We start from the raw sequence: 17,552 nt of genomic DNA on the forward strand, positions 1-17,552 counted from the left end.
ATTTTCAGTAGCGAGCTGCCGGCGCCTTGGGTACGAAGATCCACATGAGCACGTAGACGATCCAGAGCGGCCCGGGAATGAGCGAGAGCAGCAGCCACAGCACCCGGACAAGGGTGGGCGGCATGTTGAGACTCTCCGCGATCCCGCCGCAGACCCCGGCGATTATCTTGTGGTTTCTCGAACGGTACACAGTGCCTCTCCCCGAATCGGTGTTCCTCGTCCCGTCAAACGAACGACCGGAACCGCCACGTTCCCGAGGTACCCCTGAGAAAACCCTGACAGGGTCGGGCTTGATAACTTTTCTCACAACTCGGCGTCAACATATCTAGGCGAACGCGGTCGATAACGGTACGTTCCGCCATGTACCTAATAGGGAATCCCCCTCCGTTCCACCCCTAGGAGCGTTATGCGCCTGAGGTTACGACGCAGCATGGTCCAGACCGCCACCCTGGTCACGGCCATCGCCCTCCTCCTCGCCTTCACCGCACCGGCGAGCGCTACCACAACGGCCCCCAGCGTCCCAGACGTCCTCGCCAACGTGTTCGCGACGCAGATCAAGGGCGACAACGTCAAGAAGCACCTGGACAAGTTCCAGCAGATCGCGACCGCCAACGGCGGCAACCGGGCGGCCGGCACACCCGGCTACGACGCCTCTCTGGCCTACGTGCAGGACAAGCTGCACAAGGCCGGATACAAGACCTCCACGACCGACGTCGAATTCCCGATCAACTGGGAGGAGTTCAGCCCGTCGATCCTCCAGAAGACGGCCCCCGAGGCGAAGACCTACGCCAACCCGGCCGACTTCGTGACGGTGATCTCCTCCAACCCGGGCGACGTCACCGCCCAGATCCAGGTCGTCGACGCGATCATCCCGCCGCCGCCGAACGCGAACACCTCGAACGCGGGTTGCGAGGCCGCTGACTTCGCCGGGTTCGTCCCTGGCCGGATCGCTCTGATCCAGCGCGGCACCTGCCCGTTCATCGACAAGGCCACCAACGCCAAGGCGGCCGGCGCGGCCGGTGTGATCTTCTTCAACGAGGGCCAGCCCGGCCGTACCGACCCGCTCCTCTTCGACATCATCGAGTGGCGCTTCGGCTTCCCCATCGTGATGGCGAGCACGGCCGTCGGCCTGGACCTGGCCGCCGCCCCGAACACCACGGTCCGCCTGAAGGTGGACGCCAAGACCACGGTCGGCCGTACCAAGAACCTGATCGCCGACTCCCGCTGGGGCAAGTCCGGCGAGATCGTGGCGGTCGGCGCGCACCTGGACGGCGTTCCCGAGGGCCCCGGCATCAACGACAACGGCTCCGGCAGCGCCGCCGTCCTGGAGACCGCGCTGAGGCTGGCCAAGGTGCCGACCAAGTACAAGCTCCGCTTCGCCTGGTGGGGTGCCGAGGAACTGGGCCTGCTCGGCTCCGAGCAGTACGTCGCGGGCCTGTCCCAATCCGAGCGGGACAAGATCAGGCTCTACCTGAACTTCGACATGATCGGCTCGCCGAACGGCGGCACCTTCCTGTACGACGGTGACGACTCCGACGCCGAGGGCGCCCCCGCCGGTCCGACGGGATCGGCCGAGATCGAGAAGCGCCTGGAGAGGTTCTACGGCAAGCGCGGCCTGCCCTTCGAGGGCACCGACTTCACCGGCCGCTCCGACTACGGCGCTTTCATCGCCAACGACATCCCGGCCGGAGGCATCTTCAGCGGCGCCGAGGTCCTCAAGACCGCCGAGCAGGCCGCCAAGTTCGGCGGGACCGCCGGCGTCGCCTACGACCCCTGCTACCACGCCGCCTGCGACGGCATCGACAACATCGACGCCGCCGCGCTCGAACGCAACGCCAAGGCCGTCGGCTACGCCACCGCGTTCTTCGCCTACGACCTGACGGGCATCCCCGACCGCAACGCCGCGACGCTCGCCAGGACCGCGGCGCAGACCGCGACGGCTCCCGAGGGCGCGGCCCGCTAACGGCAAAGTCCAGCAAAGCGCACCACCACGCTGTACGGCGCGCACCCACCGCAGGTGCGCGCCGCTCGGGGGACCCCCACACCCTCAAACCCGAAGAGCATGATGCGCAGTCTGTGGACCATGGGCATGGCGGCGATCCTGGCCATCCCCCTGGCGTTCACCGCACCATCGGCGTCGGCCGCCGTCCCACCGGACACTGAACCTGTCGCTGTCGTGGTACCTGGCGCACGGTTCCAACTCCTCCACCGCCGACTTCCTGCGCGTCAAGGTCGTCGGCTCCACCACCACCCAGGTGTTCCAGCAACTCGGCGCGGCCTCCAACCGCAACGGGGCCTGGGCGGTCGCCACGGCCGATCTCTCCGCCTTCGCGGGCCAGACGGTCCGCATCCTGATCGAGGCCTCCGACGCCTCGACCGCCTCCCTGGTCGAGGCGGGAGTGGACGACGTAAAGATAACCCGGCAGTAAGCGAGACCGGGTGCGACCCGCGCCTTCCCCTTCCCGGGCCGTCCGGCCCCCTCCGGACGGCCCGCCACGCGGGTCGCACCGCTCCACCCACGTCGTCGCAGTCGTTGAACCTGCTCGGCAGCCCCCTCCGGACGGCCCGCCATGCGGGTCACCCCCCTCTCGGACCTCATCGCCCGCATCCTTCCCGTCGCCGGCGCGAAAAGTCGGAAACACGGATGCGTAGGTCCAGAAGAGCCGTGGTGAACATCAGCCGAACGACCACGCACGCTCACCTTGCGCTCCGCTACCCTCGCGTAGGTTACGCACGTGCTGGTACGGAAGGCGCTCAAGTGATCAGCTGGTTCGAAGCGGTGGTCCTCGGACTGATTCAGGGATTGACGGAGTTTCTGCCGATCTCCTCCAGCGCCCACATCAGGGTCGCGTCGGCGTTCTTCGGCTGGGAGGACCCCGGGGCCGCGTTCACCGCGGTCATCCAGCTCGGCACCGAGGCCGCGGTGGTGATCTACTTCCGAAAGGAGATCTGGGAGATCGTCTCCACCTGGACGCGCTCCCTGTGGACACCCGACCTGCGCAGCCACCACTCCGCCCGGATGGGCTGGTACGTCATCGCGGGAACCATCCCGATCGTGGTGCTCGGCCTGCTCTTCAAGGACTCCATCGAGAGTGTCTTCCGCGACCTGCGCCTGATCGGCACCACCCTGATCGTCTTCGGCCTGGTCCTGTGGTACGCCGACCGCACCGCTCGCAACAAGCTCACCCTGGAGCGGCACCTCAGCTTCACCCATGCCCTGATCTACGGCTTCGCCCAGTCCCTCGCGCTGATCCCCGGCGTGTCACGCTCAGGCGGCACGATCAGCGCCGGTCTGCTGCTGGACTACCGCAGGGAGGAGGCCGCGAAGTACTCCTTCCTGCTGGCCATCCCGGCCGTGCTGGGCGCGGGCTTCCTGGAGCTGTCCAAGATCGGCGAAGGCCCGGCCCCCGACTGGGGCCCCACGATCCTGGCCACCGTGATCTCCTTCATCGTGGGCTACCTGGCGGTCTCGTGGTTCCTGAAGTACATCAGCACGCACCGCTTCACCGGCTTCGTGATCTACCGGATCGCCCTCGGCGTCGTCATCATCGCCCTGGTGAGCACCGGAATCCTCGACCCGTCGGCCTAGCGACCCGTCGGCCTAGCGACCCGGCGCTCAGCAGCGATGCGCGCCCGCTAGGCGGGCTGCGAGGTGTCGCTCTCCTCCACGGTTCCGGCTGGAGGCGGCCGGTCGTCCGCCCGCAGCCGGGCGGCGTCTTGATAGGCGGTCACAACGGCGGCGAACATGGCGGTGAGCCCGATCACGGGGGAGTCATTCCCCCGCCGGGCACGCCGGACACCAACACGACCGAGAGTGCCGCGACCGACGGGCCTTTCCCCGTCCGACCGGACGCGCAAGGCTTCTCCACCGTCCGACCGGCCCCTGCCTTCTCCCGTCCGACCGGACGCGCAAGGCTTCTCCACCGTCCGACCGGCCCCTGCCTTCTCCCGTCCGACCGGACGCGCAAGGCTTCTCCACCGTCCGACCGGCCCCTGCCCTTCCCCTGCCTGGCCGGAGCCCTCCACCGGGGGCGCGTCTCGTGAAGGGGCGGACTCGGGGAGACTGGACGGGTGCGTTCCGACTGGTCCGGCCTACCCGTCCGCCATGCCCTGCCCGAATTGCTCGCGGCGCTGGGCGAGCGGGGCGTCGCCGTGCTCAGCGCGCCCCCGGGCACCGGCAAGACCACGCTCGTCCCGCTCGCGCTGGCCGGGCTCCTCGACGGCTCGGCGCCGAAGCGGGTGATCGTGGCCGAGCCGAGACGGATGGCGGTACGGGCGGCGGCCAGGCGGATGGCGTGGCTGTGTGAGTCGGAGGTGGGTGCGGAGGTCGGGTTCTCGATCCGGGGCGAGCGCAGGGTCGGTGCGAGGACGGTCGTCGAGGTCGTTACCACCGGGGTCCTTCTCCAGCGGCTCCAGCGCGACCCCGATCTCGAAGGCGTGGACACGGTCCTGCTGGACGAGTGCCACGAGCGCCATCTGGACGCCGACACCGCGCTGGCGTTCCTCCTCGACGTCCGCGCCACGCTCCGCCCGGACCTGCGGATCCTCGCCACCTCCGCCACCGCCGACGCCGCTCCCTGGGCCCGCCTCCTCGGCTCGGGCGACCCCGCGCCGATCGTGCACGCCCTGGGCACCATGCACCCGGTCTCACCCATCTGGGCCCCGCCCTCCGGAAGCGTCGCGCCGCCCCACGGCATGCGGGTGGACCCGGCGTTCCTGACCCATGTCGCGGGCGTCGTACGGCGTGCGCTGGTGGAGCACGAGGGGGACGTGCTCTGCTTCCTGCCGGGCGTCGGCGAGATCGGCCGGGTGGCCGCGATGCTTCCCGGCGTCGACGTCCTCCAGGTGCACGGCCAGGCCCCGGCCCGCGTCCAGGACGCGGTTCTCTCCCCGGGCGAGGGGCGGAGGGTGGTGCTCGCCACCTCGGTCGCCGAGTCGAGCCTGACGGTGCCGGGCGTGCGGGTCGTGGTCGACTCCGGCCTGGCCAGGGAGCCCCGTACCGACCACGCCCGCGGCCTCGGCTCGCTCACCACGGTCCGCGCGTCCCGAGCCTCGGCCGTCCAGCGTGCGGGGCGTGCGGGCCGCGAGGCGCCTGGCGTGGTCTACCGCTGCTGGTCGCACGCCGAGCACGAGCGGTTGCCCGAGCACGCGCGGCCCGAGATCGCGCTCGCCGATCTGACCGGCTTCGCCCTCCAGGCCGCCTGCTGGGGCGACCCCGCCGCCACCGGCCTGGCCCTGCTCGATGCGCCCCCGGCCGCCGCGATGGACGCCGCCCGCCGCACCCTGCACGCCCTCGGCGCCCTCGACTCCCTGAGCCGGGTGACCGACCGGGGACGGCGGATGGCCGGGGCCGGGGTCCACCCGCGCCTGGCGCGGGCACTGGTCGACACCGGGCCCCGGGCCGCCGAGGTCGTGGCGCTGCTGTCGGAACAGCTTCCCCGGGACGCCGGCGACGACCTGGTGGCGGTCTGGCGCTCCGCGCGCCAGGGCGGCGACGGCTTCTCCGCCCGGTGGCGTCAGGAGGCCAGGCGGCTGGCTCGCGCCGTCCCCGGCTCCGACCGGCGCCCGGGACGACCACTGCCCACCGATGTCACGGCCCGGCGTGACGAGACGGCCCGGGACGGCAGAACCGCCCGAGGCGACGCGGCGCACCGGGGCGACGAGACGGTCCGAGATGGCAAGACCGCCCAAGGCGGCAAGACGGCCCGAGGTGACGAGGCGTCCCGGTGGGACGAGACGGCCCGGGATGACGATGCCGTGGCCGGGATCGTCGTGGCGCTGGCCTATCCCGAACGGGTGGCGCGGCGGCGGGGCGGGTCGTACCTGATGGCCTCGGGAACGGCCGCCGAGCTGCCGCGCGGGTCCCGGCTGGGGACGGCGGAGTGGCTGGCCATCGCGGTCGCGGACCGGCCCGCCGGGGCGGTGTCCGCCAGGATCAGGCAGGCGGTGGTGATCGACGAGGAGATCGCCAGGCTCGCCGCCGCTCCCCTGTACGGCTCCGGCGAGGAGATCGTCTGGCGCGTACCGCCGGGAGAGCGGCGCGGCGACGTGTCGGCGCGCCAGGTGGAGCGGCTGGGCGCGATCGAGCTGTCCAGCGGCGTGCTCAGCGGCGCCGACGTGCGGCCCGCCGTCCTGGAGGGGCTGCGCGTCGAGGGCCTGTCGATCCTGCGCTGGACGCCCGAGGCCGTGGCCCTGCGCGAGCGCCTGGCCTTCTGCCGGCGCACTCTCGGCGACCCCTGGCCCGCGATGGACGACGACGCGCTGGTCGACGCGGCCGACCGCTGGCTGGAGCCCGAGCTGTCGCGTGCCCGCCGCCGCCCCGATCTGGAGCGCCTCGACGTGGTCTCCGCACTGCACCGCCTGGTCCCGTGGAACGTCCGGCTGGCGGAGGTGGCCCCGGAACGGGTCGAGGTGCCGAGCGGGTCGCGGATCAGGGTCGACTACTCGGGCGAGCAGCCGGTGCTGGCGGCCAAGCTGCAGGAGCTGTTCGGCTGGGCCGAGACCCCGCGCGTCGCGGGGGTGCCGCTGGTGATCCACCTGCTCTCCCCTGCGGGCCGCCCGGCCGCGGTCACCGCCGACCTGGCCTCGTTCTGGCGCGAGGGCTACCGCGCGGTCCGCGCCGAGCTCCGCGGCCGCTATCCCAGGCATCCCTGGCCGGACGACCCCATGTCGGCCACCGCCACCCGCCGCGTCAACCCTCGCCGCTGACCCCGGCTCCCGCTCACCTCCCTCACCGCTGACCCCGGCTCCCGCTCACCTCCCCTTCTGCCCGGAAGCCTTACCCGACGCTCCCGGTGACAGGACCGGGAACCCACCTCGCCCATCCCCGTCGCCGCCCCGGGAGCCGTACCCGATGTTCCCGGCGGCCGGCGCGCGGCCGGCTTTTATGAGCTATCGTAGTGATATCACTTCGATAGCAAGGGTGGAGTACATGGAACGACGTGCTTTCCGGATGAACGGATTCGGTGTCCTGATCGGGCTCCTGGCACTCGGGGCCGTCCTGGCCTGGGCCGGGTGGGCGGCGGGAGAAGCGTGGCTGATCGCCGCGGCGATCGTGTGGGGGGTCGTCGCGGCGGTCATGGCCACCGGGTTCGCGGTGATCAACCCGAACGAGGCGAAGGTCGTGCAGTTCTTCGGCCGCTACATCGGGACGGTGAACCAGGCCGGATTCCAGTGGGTGCTGCCGTTCACCAGCAAGGAGCGCGTCACCCTCCGGGTGCGCAACTTCGAGACGACCAAGCTCAAGGTGAACGACGCCGACGGCAACCCTGTGGAGATCGCCGCCGTCGTCGTCTACAAGGTCGCCGACACCGCCAAGGCGGCGTTCGCCGTGGACGACTACGAGCAGTACGTGGCGATCCAGTCCGAGGCCGCCGTCAGGCACCTGGCCACCAGCCACCCGTACGACGCCCACGAGGAGGGCCGTACCAGCCTGCGCGACGGCGCCGAGGTGGCCGCCGAGCTCACCACCGAGCTGAGCGACCGCACCCAGCTCGCCGGCGTGGAGGTGCTGGAGGCGCGGATCACCCACCTCGCCTACGCGCCGGAGATCGCCCAGGCGATGCTGGTCCGGCAGCAGGCCGCCCAGGTGGTCGCGGCACGCACCCACATCGTCGCCGGCGCGGTCGGTATGGTCCAGCTCGCGCTGACCAAACTGCGAGAGGAGAACGTGGTGGAACTCGACGAGGAGCGCAAGGCTCAGATGGTCTCCAACCTGCTGGTCGTCCTCTGCGGTGACAAGGCGACACAGCCGGTGGTCAACGCCGGCAGCCTCTATGGCTGAGCGCAAGAAGATCCTGTTGAGACTCGACCCGGCCGTCTACGAGGTGATCGCCAAATGGGCGGCCGACGACCTGAGAAGTGTCAACGCCCAACTGGAGTACGCGCTCCGTCTGGCACTCAAGGCGGCGGGGCGCGAGCCCCGGCGGGGCGAGCGGAATAACACCGATGAGCCGGACAAGTCATCTGATTGAGACGTGGGACGCTTCCCCTGGCGGACTCACCGGACCACACTCGGTTCATGTCGTGGGTGGGAAGTTCCGCAGTGGAGATCGCGGAGGCCGTGCGACGGGGGAAGGCCACCGCGCCCGTGGTCGTCGAGGAGCACCTCGACGCCATCGCCGAGCGTGACGGACACGTCGGGGCGTTCCGCGTCGTCCTCGCCGAGCGGGCGCTGGCCGAGGCGAGGGCGCTACAGGAGCGGGCGGACCTGTCCGGGCTGCCACTGGCCGGGGTGCCGATCGCGATCAAGGACAACGTCCCGATCCGGGGCGAGGCGTCCCGCAACGGTTCCGCGGCGACGCCGGACGCGCCCGCGGACGAGGATCATCCCGTGGTGGCCAGGCTCAGGGCCGCGGGCGCGGTGGTCGTCGGCATCACCAACGTGCCGGAGCTCTGCCTGGCCGGATTCTCCGACAGCGTGTACGGCGTGACGCGCAACCCGTGGGACCTCGGGCGCACCCCCGGCGGATCGTCGGGCGGGAGCGCGGCCGCCGTGGCGGCGGGCATGGTCCCGCTGGCCCACGGCAACGACGGACTGGGCTCGCTGCGCATCCCGGCCGCCTGCTGCGGCCTGGTCTCGATCAAGCCGGGCCACGGGGTGGTCCCACCGCCCGAGCACGACTGGTACGGGATGTCGGAGAACGGCCCACTGGCCACGACCGTGGCCGATCTCGCCCTGGCCCTGGCCGTCATGGCGGACGACATGTCACTGGCGACGCCCGGCGAGAGCGAGGCACTCGGCGTGGACAGCGCCATCGACGACTACCCGGGCGGGCTGACCCTGTCGGAGCCGCTGCGGCTGCGGATCGCGGTCGCGCCGATGCCGTTGCCCTCCGGGCTCTCGGTGGACGCCGAGTTCCAGCGGGCGGTGACCGGTGCGGCGGAGGTCCTGGGCGCGGCGGGGCACACCGTGGTGGAGCACCCCCGGCCGATGCCCCTCGGGGTCGGTGCCGCCGCCGTCGCCACCTGGTTCGCGTGCGCCAGGGGCGACGTGGACGGCCTCGACCCACGCGGTCTCGAACGGCGCACCAGGTCTCTGGCGAGAGCCGGACGGCTGCTCGCCAGGTTCGGGGCGGACGGCACGGCGGGACGCGACCGCTGGCGCGCGTACGGTGCCGACCAGTGGTTCGGCAATGCCGACGTGCTCGTCACGCCGACACTCGCCGACCTGCCACCGGCCGCGGCCCGCTGGGGCCGACGTGGGCTCCTGGCGAACGCCCGCGCCAACCTGACGTACGCGCCCACCACCGCGGCCTGGAACATGGCCGGCTGGCCCGCCATGACCGTCCCGTACGGCCGGCACTCCAGCGGCATGCCGATCGGCGTCCAGCTCGTCGCCGCCCCGGGGGGCGAGGCACAGCTCCTGGCCCTGGCCGGCCAGCTGGAGACCGCCCGCCCCTGGACCCGCCACGCCCCACCCACCTGATCACCCGACCGCCTGGCCGCCTGATCACCCGACCGCCTGATCGCCTGATCACCCGACCGCCTGATCACCTAATCACCTGATCACCTGATCACCTGGCCGCCGCTCAACGGCATGCCCGACAACCGGTCGGCGCGGCGCCGGAGCCGCGCCGCGCGGGTGGCCCGTACGGGTCAGACGCCGGTGGGGTGCCAGACCGTCTTGGTCTCCAGGAAGGCGGTCATACGCCCGGTGCCGGGGTCGGTGAACCAGTCGGTCTCGACGGGGCGGAGGACCCGCTTGAGGTTCTCCGCCGCCGCCTCCTCGCACGCGACCGCCAGGGCGTCGTCGGCGACCCCGGCCAGGTCGAGGGCGTTGACGTCCATGTGCGCGGCCAGATGGGGGGCGATCTCGGCGACGGAGCCGGTGAGGATGTTGACCACCCCGCCTGGCAGGTCGGAGGTGGCGAGCACCTCGGCCAGGGTGATCGCGGGCAGCGGGGCGCGCTCGCTCGCGATCACCACGCAGGTGTTGCCTGTGACGATCACCGGGGCGATCACCGAGACGAGCCCGAGCAGCGGCTTGTCGGGGGCGACCACCGCGACCACGCCGGTCGGCTCCGGCGAGGAGATGTTGAAGTAGGGGCCGGCGACGGGGTTGGCGGACCCGGCGACAGCAGCGATCTTGTCAGACCATCCGGCGTACCAGACCAGCCGGTCGACGCTCGCGTCCACGACCTCCCGCGCGTTCTTCGTCCCGGACTCCGCCAGTTCGGCGATGAACTGGTCCCGGCGACTCTCCAGCATCTCGGCGACGCGGTAGAGGATCTGTCCCCGGTTGTACGCCGTGGCACCCGACCAGCCGCCGAAGGCCTTGCGCGCGGCCGTCACCGCGTCGCGGGCGTCCTTGCGGGAGGCCTTGGAGGCGTTGGCGAGGAAGTCGCCGCTGGAGGAGGTCACGGCGTAGGACCTTCCGCTCTCGGAGCGCGGGAACGCCCCGCCGATGTACAGCTTGTACGTCTTACGCACGGCGAGCCGTGCGGGCCGACGTTCGTCCCCTGAGTCCATGGCCCGCTCCGTGGCCCGCTCCGTAACCTGCCTCGTGGCCTGCTCCGTGGCCTGCTCCGTGGCCTGCTCCGTGACCTGCTCCGTGGCTTGCTTGGCCGCCTGCTTGGTCGCCCGCTCCGTGGCCTGCTTGGTCGCCCGCGCCCGGCTCGGCTTCTCCGCCTTACTCATTTCCCAGCCCTCTCCACGAGCTCTCCTGCTGCGCCAGCCGGGCCGGCACGAAGATCTGACCGCAGCGGCTCACACCGCACCGGTGGGCGAACCAGCCCCGCAGCACCGGTCGCCCGGTGCGGGCGAAGCCGTGGCCCCGGGTGCTCTGGGCACGGCGGCGGCGGCGCCTGACGCGCTGATGCTCACACATCGAGATACGCCTCCAGCCCGTGCCGGCCGCCCTCGCGCCCGTATCCCGACTCCTTGTAGCCGCCGAACGGCGAGGTGGGGTCGAACCGGTTGAAGGTGTTGGCCCAGACGACACCGGCGCGGAGCCTGCTCGCCATCCACAGGATGCGCGAACCCTTCTCCGTCCACACGCCCGCCGAAAGGCCGAACGGGGTGTTGTTGGCCTTCTCCACCGCCTCGGCCGGGGTGCGGAAGGTCAGCACGGACAGGACGGGGCCGAAGACCTCCTCACGGGCGATCCTGTGTGACTGGGCGACACCGGTGAAGATGGTCGGCGGGAACCAGAAGCCCTTGTCGGGCAACGAGCAGGCCGGGGACCAGCGCTCGGCGCCCTCCACCTCCCCCAGGTCCGACAGCTCGCGGATCTTGGCGAGCTGGGCCGCGGAGTTGATCGCGCCGATGTCCGTGTTCTTGTCCAGCGGGTCGCCCAGCCTGAGCGTGCCGAGCCGCCGCTTCAGCGCGTCGAGCAGTTCCGTCTCGATCGACTCCTGCACCAGCAGCCGGGAGCCCGCACAGCAGACGTGGCCCTGGTTGAAGAAGATCCCGTTGACGATGCCCTCGACCGCCTGGTCAAGCGCGGCGTCCTCGAACACGATGTTCGCGGCCTTGCCGCCGAGCTCCAGGGTGACCTTCTTACCGGAGCCCGCGACCGACCTGGCGATCTGGCGGCCGACCTCGGTGGAACCGGTGAAGGCCACCTTGTCGACGTCGGGGTGGTTGACCAGGGCTGCGCCGGTCTGTCCGGCACCGGTCACGATGTTGACCACGCCGGGGGGCAGGTCGGCCTGCGCGCAGATCTCCGCGAACAGCAGCGCGGTCAGCGGGGTGGTCTCGGCGGGCTTGAGGACCACGGTGTTCCCGCAGGCCAGGGCAGGGGCGATCTTCCAGGCGAGCATGAGCAGCGGGAAGTTCCACGGGATGACCTGGCCGGCCACCCCGAGCGGGCGCGGGCCGGGGCCGTACCCGGCGTATCCGAGCTTGTCCGCCCAGCCGGCGTAGTAGAAGAAGTGGGCCGCCACCAGGGGCAGGTCCACGTCGCGGGACTCGCGGATGGGCTTGCCGTTGTCCAGGGACTCCAGCACGGCCAGTTCGCGCGAGCGTTCCTGGATGATCCGCGCGATCCGGAACAGGTACTTGGCCCGTTCCGAGCCGGGCAGCGCCGACCAGACGCCGAACGCCTTGCGTGCGGCCGAGACCGCCCGGTCGACATCGGCCTCCGTCGCCCAGGCGATCTCCGCCAGGACCTCCTCGGAGGCGGGGTTGACGGTCTTGTGAAGATGCCCGTCCTGGGAGTCGACCCACTCGCCGTCGATGAACAGGCCGTAGGACGGCCTGATGTCGACGACGTCACGCGACTCGGGCGCCGGTGCGTACTCAAACATGTGAACGCCTTAGTCGAGGGTGAAGTAGTCGGGACCCGCGTACCTGCCGGTGGCCATCTTCTGGCGCTGCATCAGCAGGTCGTTGAGGAGTGTGGAGGCGCCGAGCCTGAACCAGTCGGGGCTGAGCCAGCCCTCACCGACGGTCTCGTTGACCAGGACGAGCATCTTGACGGCGTCCTTGGTGGTCCGGATGCCGCCCGCGGGCTTCACCCCGACCTTGCGGCCGGTCGCGGCCAGGAAGTCGCGGACCGCCTCCAGCATGATCAGCGTCACCGGAAGGGTCGCGGCGGGCTGCACCTTTCCGGTGGAGGTCTTGATGAAGTCGCCCCCGGCCAGCATGGCCAGCCAGGACGCGCGGCGCACGTTGTCGTACGTGGACAGCTCGCCGGTCTCCAGGATCACCTTCAGGTGAGCGGCACCGCAGGCGGCCTTGATCGCGACGATCTCCTCGAAGACCTTGACGTAGTCACCCGCGAGGAACGCGCCCCTGTCGATGACCATGTCGATCTCATCGGCTCCGGCCGCCACCGCGAAGACGGTGTCGGCGACCTTGACATCGAGCGAGGAGCGTCCGCTGGGGAAGGCGGTCGCGACGCTGGCCACCTTGACGCCGGAGTCCTTCAGCGCAACCACGGCCTCGGCGACCAGGTCAGGGTAGACGCACACCGCCGCCACCCTGGGGACGGAGGGGTCGGCCGGGTCGGGGTGGAGGGCCTTGGCGCACATCGCGCGGACCTTACCCGGGGTGTCGGCTCCCTCCAGGGTCGTCAGGTCCACCATGCCGATGGCGAGATCGATGGCCTGGGCCTTGGCGGTCGTCTTGATGGATCGGGTGCCGAGCATCGCGGCGCGCTGGTCGGCGCCCACGCGGTCGACACCGGGCAGGCCGTGCAGGAAGGTTCGCAGCGTGGCGTTGGACGTTGCCACGTCCGCGAGCGAGGTCGTCATAGTTGACACCTCTCCAGCATGCCCACTGGTGTGATTACTTCCAAACTGGACCTTGCACAGCCCTCTCGTCGGTTTTCGTCAACATCCGCCGGGTCCGGCCTGACGCGACCGCCGCGGGCTCTCCGGGGCACGCGGGGAACCGTTGACACCACGGAGCCGATCGATCCGGAACTGCTGGAGGAGCTGGAGAAGGCGGCCGAGGAGACCCGGCCACCGGCCGGTGCACGAGGTAGCTTCGCAGCACCGGCTGCCACCTGTTGGCCCGCAGCCCCCGGAGCGCGGCGATCCCGACGCAATATTTGCTCACGGTCACCGGCCGCACCCCCATCCCCCGCAGCACCTTGTCTACCAGCGCCTTCCCGTCCACCGACTTCGATTCCAGCAGCACCAGGTCCCGGCGGGCGGGCGCATCGCGCTGCCCGTCGCGGCACAGCAGACCGGTGTCGCAGGTGAGCCGCGCCGCCCCGGCCCGGTCGATGAGCGTCACCCGTTTGTAGTCCGTGGCCAGCACCGCCTCCAGCGTCTCGGGCGCGACGAGCCGCAACCCGCCGAGGAGGGTGTCGCGCACGAAGTCCATCGCCTCCCGGGTGAGCGTCTGATCCGGCGCGTCGTCGTACGGGATGCGATGCTTGTCCGTGCTGCCCCGCGCCCCACTGAGCTTGAGCTCCAGCCAGCGGTCTCCACTGTCCAGATAGGTACGGGTACGCAGCTTGAACCTGCGCCGCCGATCCTGGCGATGCTGGCGGAAGGTCAGCAGATCCGGCGTGTCGAAGTAGGTGGAGGTATAGCGGAACTGTCGCCGCCCTGCGATCTCCAGAGCGACGAACCGGTCACTCAGCTCGGCCGCGAGCGCCGCCATGGTCGCGGCCGTCACCAGGTATTTGTTGTCCACCCGGCTCATCAGCTCCGGCACGTCCTCCAGCCCGATCGGCGGCACCTCGGCCGCGACCCCGACGAGCAGCACGTCCGCGTTCGGCTCGGCCATCACCGCACCACTCCGGCACGCGCGTTCGAACCCACGTAGCGGACATCGACCACCGTTATGTCCCGCACGTAGTCGATCTGCATGACCACGCACTGCAGCACCCGCGCCCGCAGCCTGCCCTCCAGGTCCACCCGCAGCGACTCTGGATCGGAATGCACCACGTCCAGCGTCACGACCTGGTGTCTCGTGCGCCCGAGCAACCTGGGGTGATCAGCGATGTACATGACCGCCAGCAGCACCCCGTTGAGCGCGAGCGCGGTCAGCGGCCATGCTCCGGCGATGCCGTTGACCAGCCCCAGCACGATCGCGACGAAGTAGTAGGCGATCTCCTGCTGAGTGATCTCGCTGGACCGCAACCGGATGATCGACAACACACCGAACAACCCGAATCCCACGGCGATGTCCACCCGCTGCACGAGCAGCAGCGACACCACCGCGAAGATCCCCACGTTCAGCGCGACATAGGCGAACAACAAATCACGCCGATGGTGGCGCCGATAGTAAAGACCGTAGGCCAGCACGATGATCGCCGAGAGGTCCATCACCAGTCCGATTATCACAATCGCCCCTTTTCCTGCCGCTGTTCATGAACAGCATCTCCACTCAGGATGAAGTGATCATGAGGCGATGATTAGGCGACTCTCATGCGATAGCCGGTTCCTCTTATGGTCTCGATCCGATCCACACCGATTTTGCGCCTTAGATAACGCACATACACATCCACCACGTTCGACCCGGGATCGAAATCAAACCCCCAGACGTGGCTGAGCAACTGCTCGCGCGTCAGCACCTGGTCGGGATGCCGACAGAAGATCTCCGCCAGCGCGAATTCCCTGGTGGACAAATCCACGGCCCGCTCGCCGACATAAGCCCGCCTCGTCCGCAAATCCAACGACAAATCCGACACCCGCAGCACGGTCACCTCCGGTGTGCGGTCGGCGCGCAGCCGCAGCCGTACCCGAGCCAGCAACTCCTCGAAGGCGAACGGCTTGGCGATGTAGTCGTCCGCGCCGCCCTCAAGCCCCGCCACCGTGTCGCTCACACTGTCACGAGCGGTCAAAATGATCACAGGAATGGTGACCATGGCTTCTCGCAGCCGCCGCAGCACGGTGAACCCGTCGCTCAACGGCAGCCCGATGTCCAGGATGAGCAGGTCGAACCCGCCCGTGCTCGCCAGGTCGTAGGCCGCGATACCGTCCCCGACCGCAGCCGTCACGAAGCCGTTGGCTCGCAACCCCTTCTCCACGAAGGAGACGATCCTGGCCTCGTCCTCGGCGATCAGAATGCGGTTCATGGCAGCCTCCACGTCTCCCATAGCGGGAGAGATATGACAAAACAGGCCCCGCCGCCGGGACCTTCCGTCACCTTCACGCCGCCTCCATGGGCCTCGGCGATGGATCTGACGATGGCCAGCCCCAGACCGGCCCCGTCGTAGGTGCCGGTGCGGCCCGCGCCGCGCACGAACCGCCCGAAGATCCGTTCTCGCTCGGCGGGCGCCACGCCGGGCCCGCTATCGCGTACCCACAGGTCGACGCGCCCGTCGCGGACGGCGGAGCCAACGGCGATCAGGTCGTCGTCGGCGGTGTGGCGCACGGCGTTGGCCACGAGCTGCATGAGCGCCTGCGTGAGCCGCTGGCGGTCCGCCGGCAGGCGGGCCTCGGCCACCTCGTCGACCCGCCACCGGCGCTCACCCAGCGGGCGGGCCTTGGCGACCACGCTCACCGTGAGGTCGGCCAGCTCGACGTTGTCCAGGTGCAGGAACCCCGGCTGCTCGGCCTTGGCCAGCGTGATCAGGTCGTCCACGATGCGGTTCATCCGGTCGAGCTCGTCGGTGACCAGGGCGAGGGTCGCGGCCCGGTCGGCCGGATCGTCGCTCATCAGCTCCAGGTGGCCGCGGATGACGGTGATCGGCGTACGCAGCTCGTGCCCGGCGTCGTCCATGAAGTTCCGCTGCACGACGAACGCCTTCTCCAGCCGGTCGAGCATATGGTTGAACGTCGCGGCCAGCGCCGCCACATCGTCGTCGCCCGGCACGTCGAGCCTGCGGGTCAGGTCGGTGGAGTCGCTGATCTGCTCCGCGGTCTGGCCGATCAGCCGCACCGGCGCGAGCACCCGCCCTGCCACGAACCACCCGGCCGCCCCTGCCAGCACCAGCGCGGCCAGCGCGGACAGCCCGAGAGCCCACACCGCGTCCACGATCTCGCCGCGATGCCGATCGTAGAAGATCGCCACAACGAAGTGGCCGGGGCGGGAGTCACCGGACACGGTCACCGGGATCACCGCGTACTGGACCGTTCCCGCGTCGCTCTCAACCGTGTCACGCGTGATCCTGGTGGCCTTGGCCATCCGCCCGACCAGCTCGGCATCGGTGTCGAGCCGCACGAGCGGCTCGATCGCGGTGACCCTGTCGGCGCTGCCGTCGACGATGCTGAAAAACGTCTCCCACCGATCGGGCGAGTTGAGCGCCAGGTAATCGGTGAGCAGCTTCTGGACGTCGGTGACCGTGCGGCCGGTCTGCGGATCGCGTGTCTCCTTGGCGTAGCTGCGCAGCTTGTCCACCTCATTGCGCAGCTCGGAGCCTATGCGGTCGTCGAGCCGGTTGACCAGGAAGGTCCAGGTCGTGGAGATCGAGACAGACAGGGCGAGGCCGACGACGGCGAGCATCCAGCCCACGATCCGGGCACGGGCGCTCACCCTCATGCGCTCACCTGGTCAGTCATCATCACCCTCGCCATCGTCGTCATCGTCGTCATCGCCCCCGCCCCCCAGCCGAGGCGACGGTGGCCTGACCGGCTCGGCCTTGCTCTTGCGGGGCGTGGGCTGCGCGCTGCGCGCAGGTTTCTCACTCTTGCCCGGCGAGGCCGACCCCGGATCCCCACTCTTCACGCCCGACCCCGGATCCCCGCTGTTCACGCCCGACCCCGGCTCCCCGCTCTTCCCAGGCGAGGCCGAAGGAGTGCCCTGCCCACCGCGCCCGGGCGAGGGCGACACGACGACGGGCCCGCCCAGATCGGACCCTTCGTTGGCCGCCCGCATGAACCCCATGGACATGAACCCCACCGCCACCAAACCGAGGACGAGCAGGATCACGGCTCCCCGATGTTTCATGAGATCGACCTTGACACCCTTCGAGGAGACCACGCTGAAGCCCAGATGAGAAACCTCTCATCTGACCGCACCCCCGGGCCACCCCTCCACGAGCGCGTGGAGGACTTCAGTCCCTGCCCGGCCTGCGTACGCGCCGGAGAATTCGACTTCTTCGACCAGGCCGCGTTCGGAGTTCGGATCTTCAGGTGGACCGGAGGCTTCGCATCCATGATCGGGCCTGCCTTCCTGATGCCAGGACCGAGGTGGATCCGCACTTCCGGTGA

18 protein-coding genes are annotated in these 17,552 nt (G+C 70.2%); 7 read left to right on the forward strand and 11 right to left on the reverse strand.

Features of this window, described 5'->3' with window-relative positions:
* Positions 1-4 precede the first annotated feature (4 nt).
* Positions 5-190 (reverse strand): PspC domain-containing protein, encoded by a 186-nt coding sequence (locus OIE13_RS27520; RefSeq protein ID WP_326635164.1) that lies wholly within the window; start codon positions 188-190, stop codon positions 5-7.
* A gap of 240 nt (positions 191-430) precedes the next feature.
* Here OIE13_RS27520 and OIE13_RS27525 point away from each other — a divergent pair, with 240 nt between their 5' ends.
* The 3 genes from OIE13_RS27525 (at position 431) to OIE13_RS27535 (ending at position 3,589) form a co-directional block, all read left to right on the forward strand.
* Positions 431-1,963: a M28 family metallopeptidase gene (locus tag OIE13_RS27525; RefSeq protein ID WP_326828904.1), complete on the forward strand. Its 1,533-nt coding sequence runs from the start codon at positions 431-433 to the stop codon at positions 1,961-1,963.
* A gap of 292 nt (positions 1,964-2,255) precedes the next feature.
* A complete protein-coding gene (locus OIE13_RS27530) occupies positions 2,256-2,429 on the forward strand; it encodes a hypothetical protein (protein ID WP_326635161.1) in 174 nt (57 codons plus the stop codon).
* Between the two features lie 329 nt (positions 2,430-2,758).
* Positions 2,759-3,589, forward strand: coding sequence for an undecaprenyl-diphosphate phosphatase (locus OIE13_RS27535; protein WP_326635159.1), 831 nt, complete (start codon positions 2,759-2,761; stop codon positions 3,587-3,589).
* A 47-nt stretch (positions 3,590-3,636) separates the two neighbouring features.
* Here the strand turns inward: OIE13_RS27535 and OIE13_RS27540 are convergent, their stop codons facing one another.
* A complete protein-coding gene (locus OIE13_RS27540; protein ID WP_326635157.1) occupies positions 3,637-3,765 on the reverse strand; it encodes a hypothetical protein in 129 nt (42 codons plus the stop codon).
* A 306-nt stretch (positions 3,766-4,071) separates the two neighbouring features.
* Here OIE13_RS27540 and OIE13_RS27545 point away from each other — a divergent pair, with 306 nt between their 5' ends.
* From OIE13_RS27545 to OIE13_RS27560, 4 genes are all read left to right on the forward strand, one after another.
* Positions 4,072-6,708, forward strand: a complete 2,637-nt coding sequence (locus OIE13_RS27545; RefSeq protein ID WP_326828905.1) for an ATP-dependent RNA helicase — start codon at positions 4,072-4,074, stop codon at positions 6,706-6,708.
* Positions 6,709-6,931: 223 nt separating this feature from the next.
* Complete coding sequence (locus OIE13_RS27550; RefSeq protein WP_326635153.1) at positions 6,932-7,783, forward strand: SPFH domain-containing protein; 852 nt, start codon at positions 6,932-6,934, stop codon at positions 7,781-7,783.
* Positions 7,776-7,973 (forward strand): hypothetical protein, encoded by a 198-nt coding sequence (locus OIE13_RS27555; RefSeq protein ID WP_326635151.1) that lies wholly within the window; start codon positions 7,776-7,778, stop codon positions 7,971-7,973. Before OIE13_RS27550 ends, OIE13_RS27555 begins: the two co-directional genes overlap by 8 nt.
* Positions 7,974-8,020: 47 nt before the next feature.
* Positions 8,021-9,427, forward strand: a complete 1,407-nt coding sequence (locus OIE13_RS27560; protein WP_326635149.1) for an amidase — start codon at positions 8,021-8,023, stop codon at positions 9,425-9,427.
* A gap of 170 nt (positions 9,428-9,597) precedes the next feature.
* Here OIE13_RS27560 and OIE13_RS27565 read toward each other — a convergent pair whose 3' ends face one another.
* The 9 genes from OIE13_RS27565 to OIE13_RS27605 all read right to left on the reverse strand — a co-directional run bounded on the left by OIE13_RS27565 (position 9,598) and on the right by OIE13_RS27605 (position 17,289).
* A complete protein-coding gene (locus OIE13_RS27565; protein ID WP_326646960.1) occupies positions 9,598-10,470 on the reverse strand; it encodes an aldehyde dehydrogenase family protein in 873 nt (290 codons plus the stop codon).
* A gap of 160 nt (positions 10,471-10,630) precedes the next feature.
* Positions 10,631-10,828, reverse strand: a complete 198-nt coding sequence (locus OIE13_RS27570) for a hypothetical protein (RefSeq protein ID WP_326635147.1) — start codon at positions 10,826-10,828, stop codon at positions 10,631-10,633.
* Positions 10,821-12,248 (reverse strand): aldehyde dehydrogenase family protein, encoded by a 1,428-nt coding sequence (locus tag OIE13_RS27575; protein WP_326828906.1) that lies wholly within the window; start codon positions 12,246-12,248, stop codon positions 10,821-10,823. The genes OIE13_RS27570 and OIE13_RS27575 overlap by 8 nt, the downstream gene beginning before the upstream one ends.
* Before the next feature lie 9 nt (positions 12,249-12,257).
* Positions 12,258-13,196 (reverse strand): deoxyribose-phosphate aldolase, encoded by a 939-nt coding sequence (deoC, locus tag OIE13_RS27580; RefSeq protein ID WP_326635144.1) that lies wholly within the window; start codon positions 13,194-13,196, stop codon positions 12,258-12,260.
* 34 nt (positions 13,197-13,230) lie between these two features.
* A complete protein-coding gene (locus OIE13_RS27585; RefSeq protein WP_326635142.1) occupies positions 13,231-14,181 on the reverse strand; it encodes a polyphosphate polymerase domain-containing protein in 951 nt (316 codons plus the stop codon).
* A complete protein-coding gene (locus OIE13_RS27590; protein WP_442811730.1) occupies positions 14,181-14,744 on the reverse strand; it encodes a DUF4956 domain-containing protein in 564 nt (187 codons plus the stop codon). The genes OIE13_RS27585 and OIE13_RS27590 overlap by 1 nt, the downstream gene beginning before the upstream one ends.
* A 68-nt stretch (positions 14,745-14,812) precedes the next feature.
* Positions 14,813-15,475, reverse strand: coding sequence for a response regulator transcription factor (locus OIE13_RS27595; RefSeq protein ID WP_326635140.1), 663 nt, complete (start codon positions 15,473-15,475; stop codon positions 14,813-14,815).
* Positions 15,472-16,881 (reverse strand): sensor histidine kinase, encoded by a 1,410-nt coding sequence (locus OIE13_RS27600; protein WP_326635138.1) that lies wholly within the window; start codon positions 16,879-16,881, stop codon positions 15,472-15,474. The genes OIE13_RS27595 and OIE13_RS27600 overlap by 4 nt, the downstream gene beginning before the upstream one ends.
* A gap of 12 nt (positions 16,882-16,893) precedes the next feature.
* A complete protein-coding gene (locus OIE13_RS27605) occupies positions 16,894-17,289 on the reverse strand; it encodes a hypothetical protein (RefSeq protein WP_326828907.1) in 396 nt (131 codons plus the stop codon).
* Positions 17,290-17,552 lie beyond the last annotated feature (263 nt).

The organism is Streptosporangium sp. NBC_01810, assembly GCF_035917355.1.
Lineage (GTDB): Bacteria > Actinomycetota > Actinomycetes > Streptosporangiales > Streptosporangiaceae > Streptosporangium.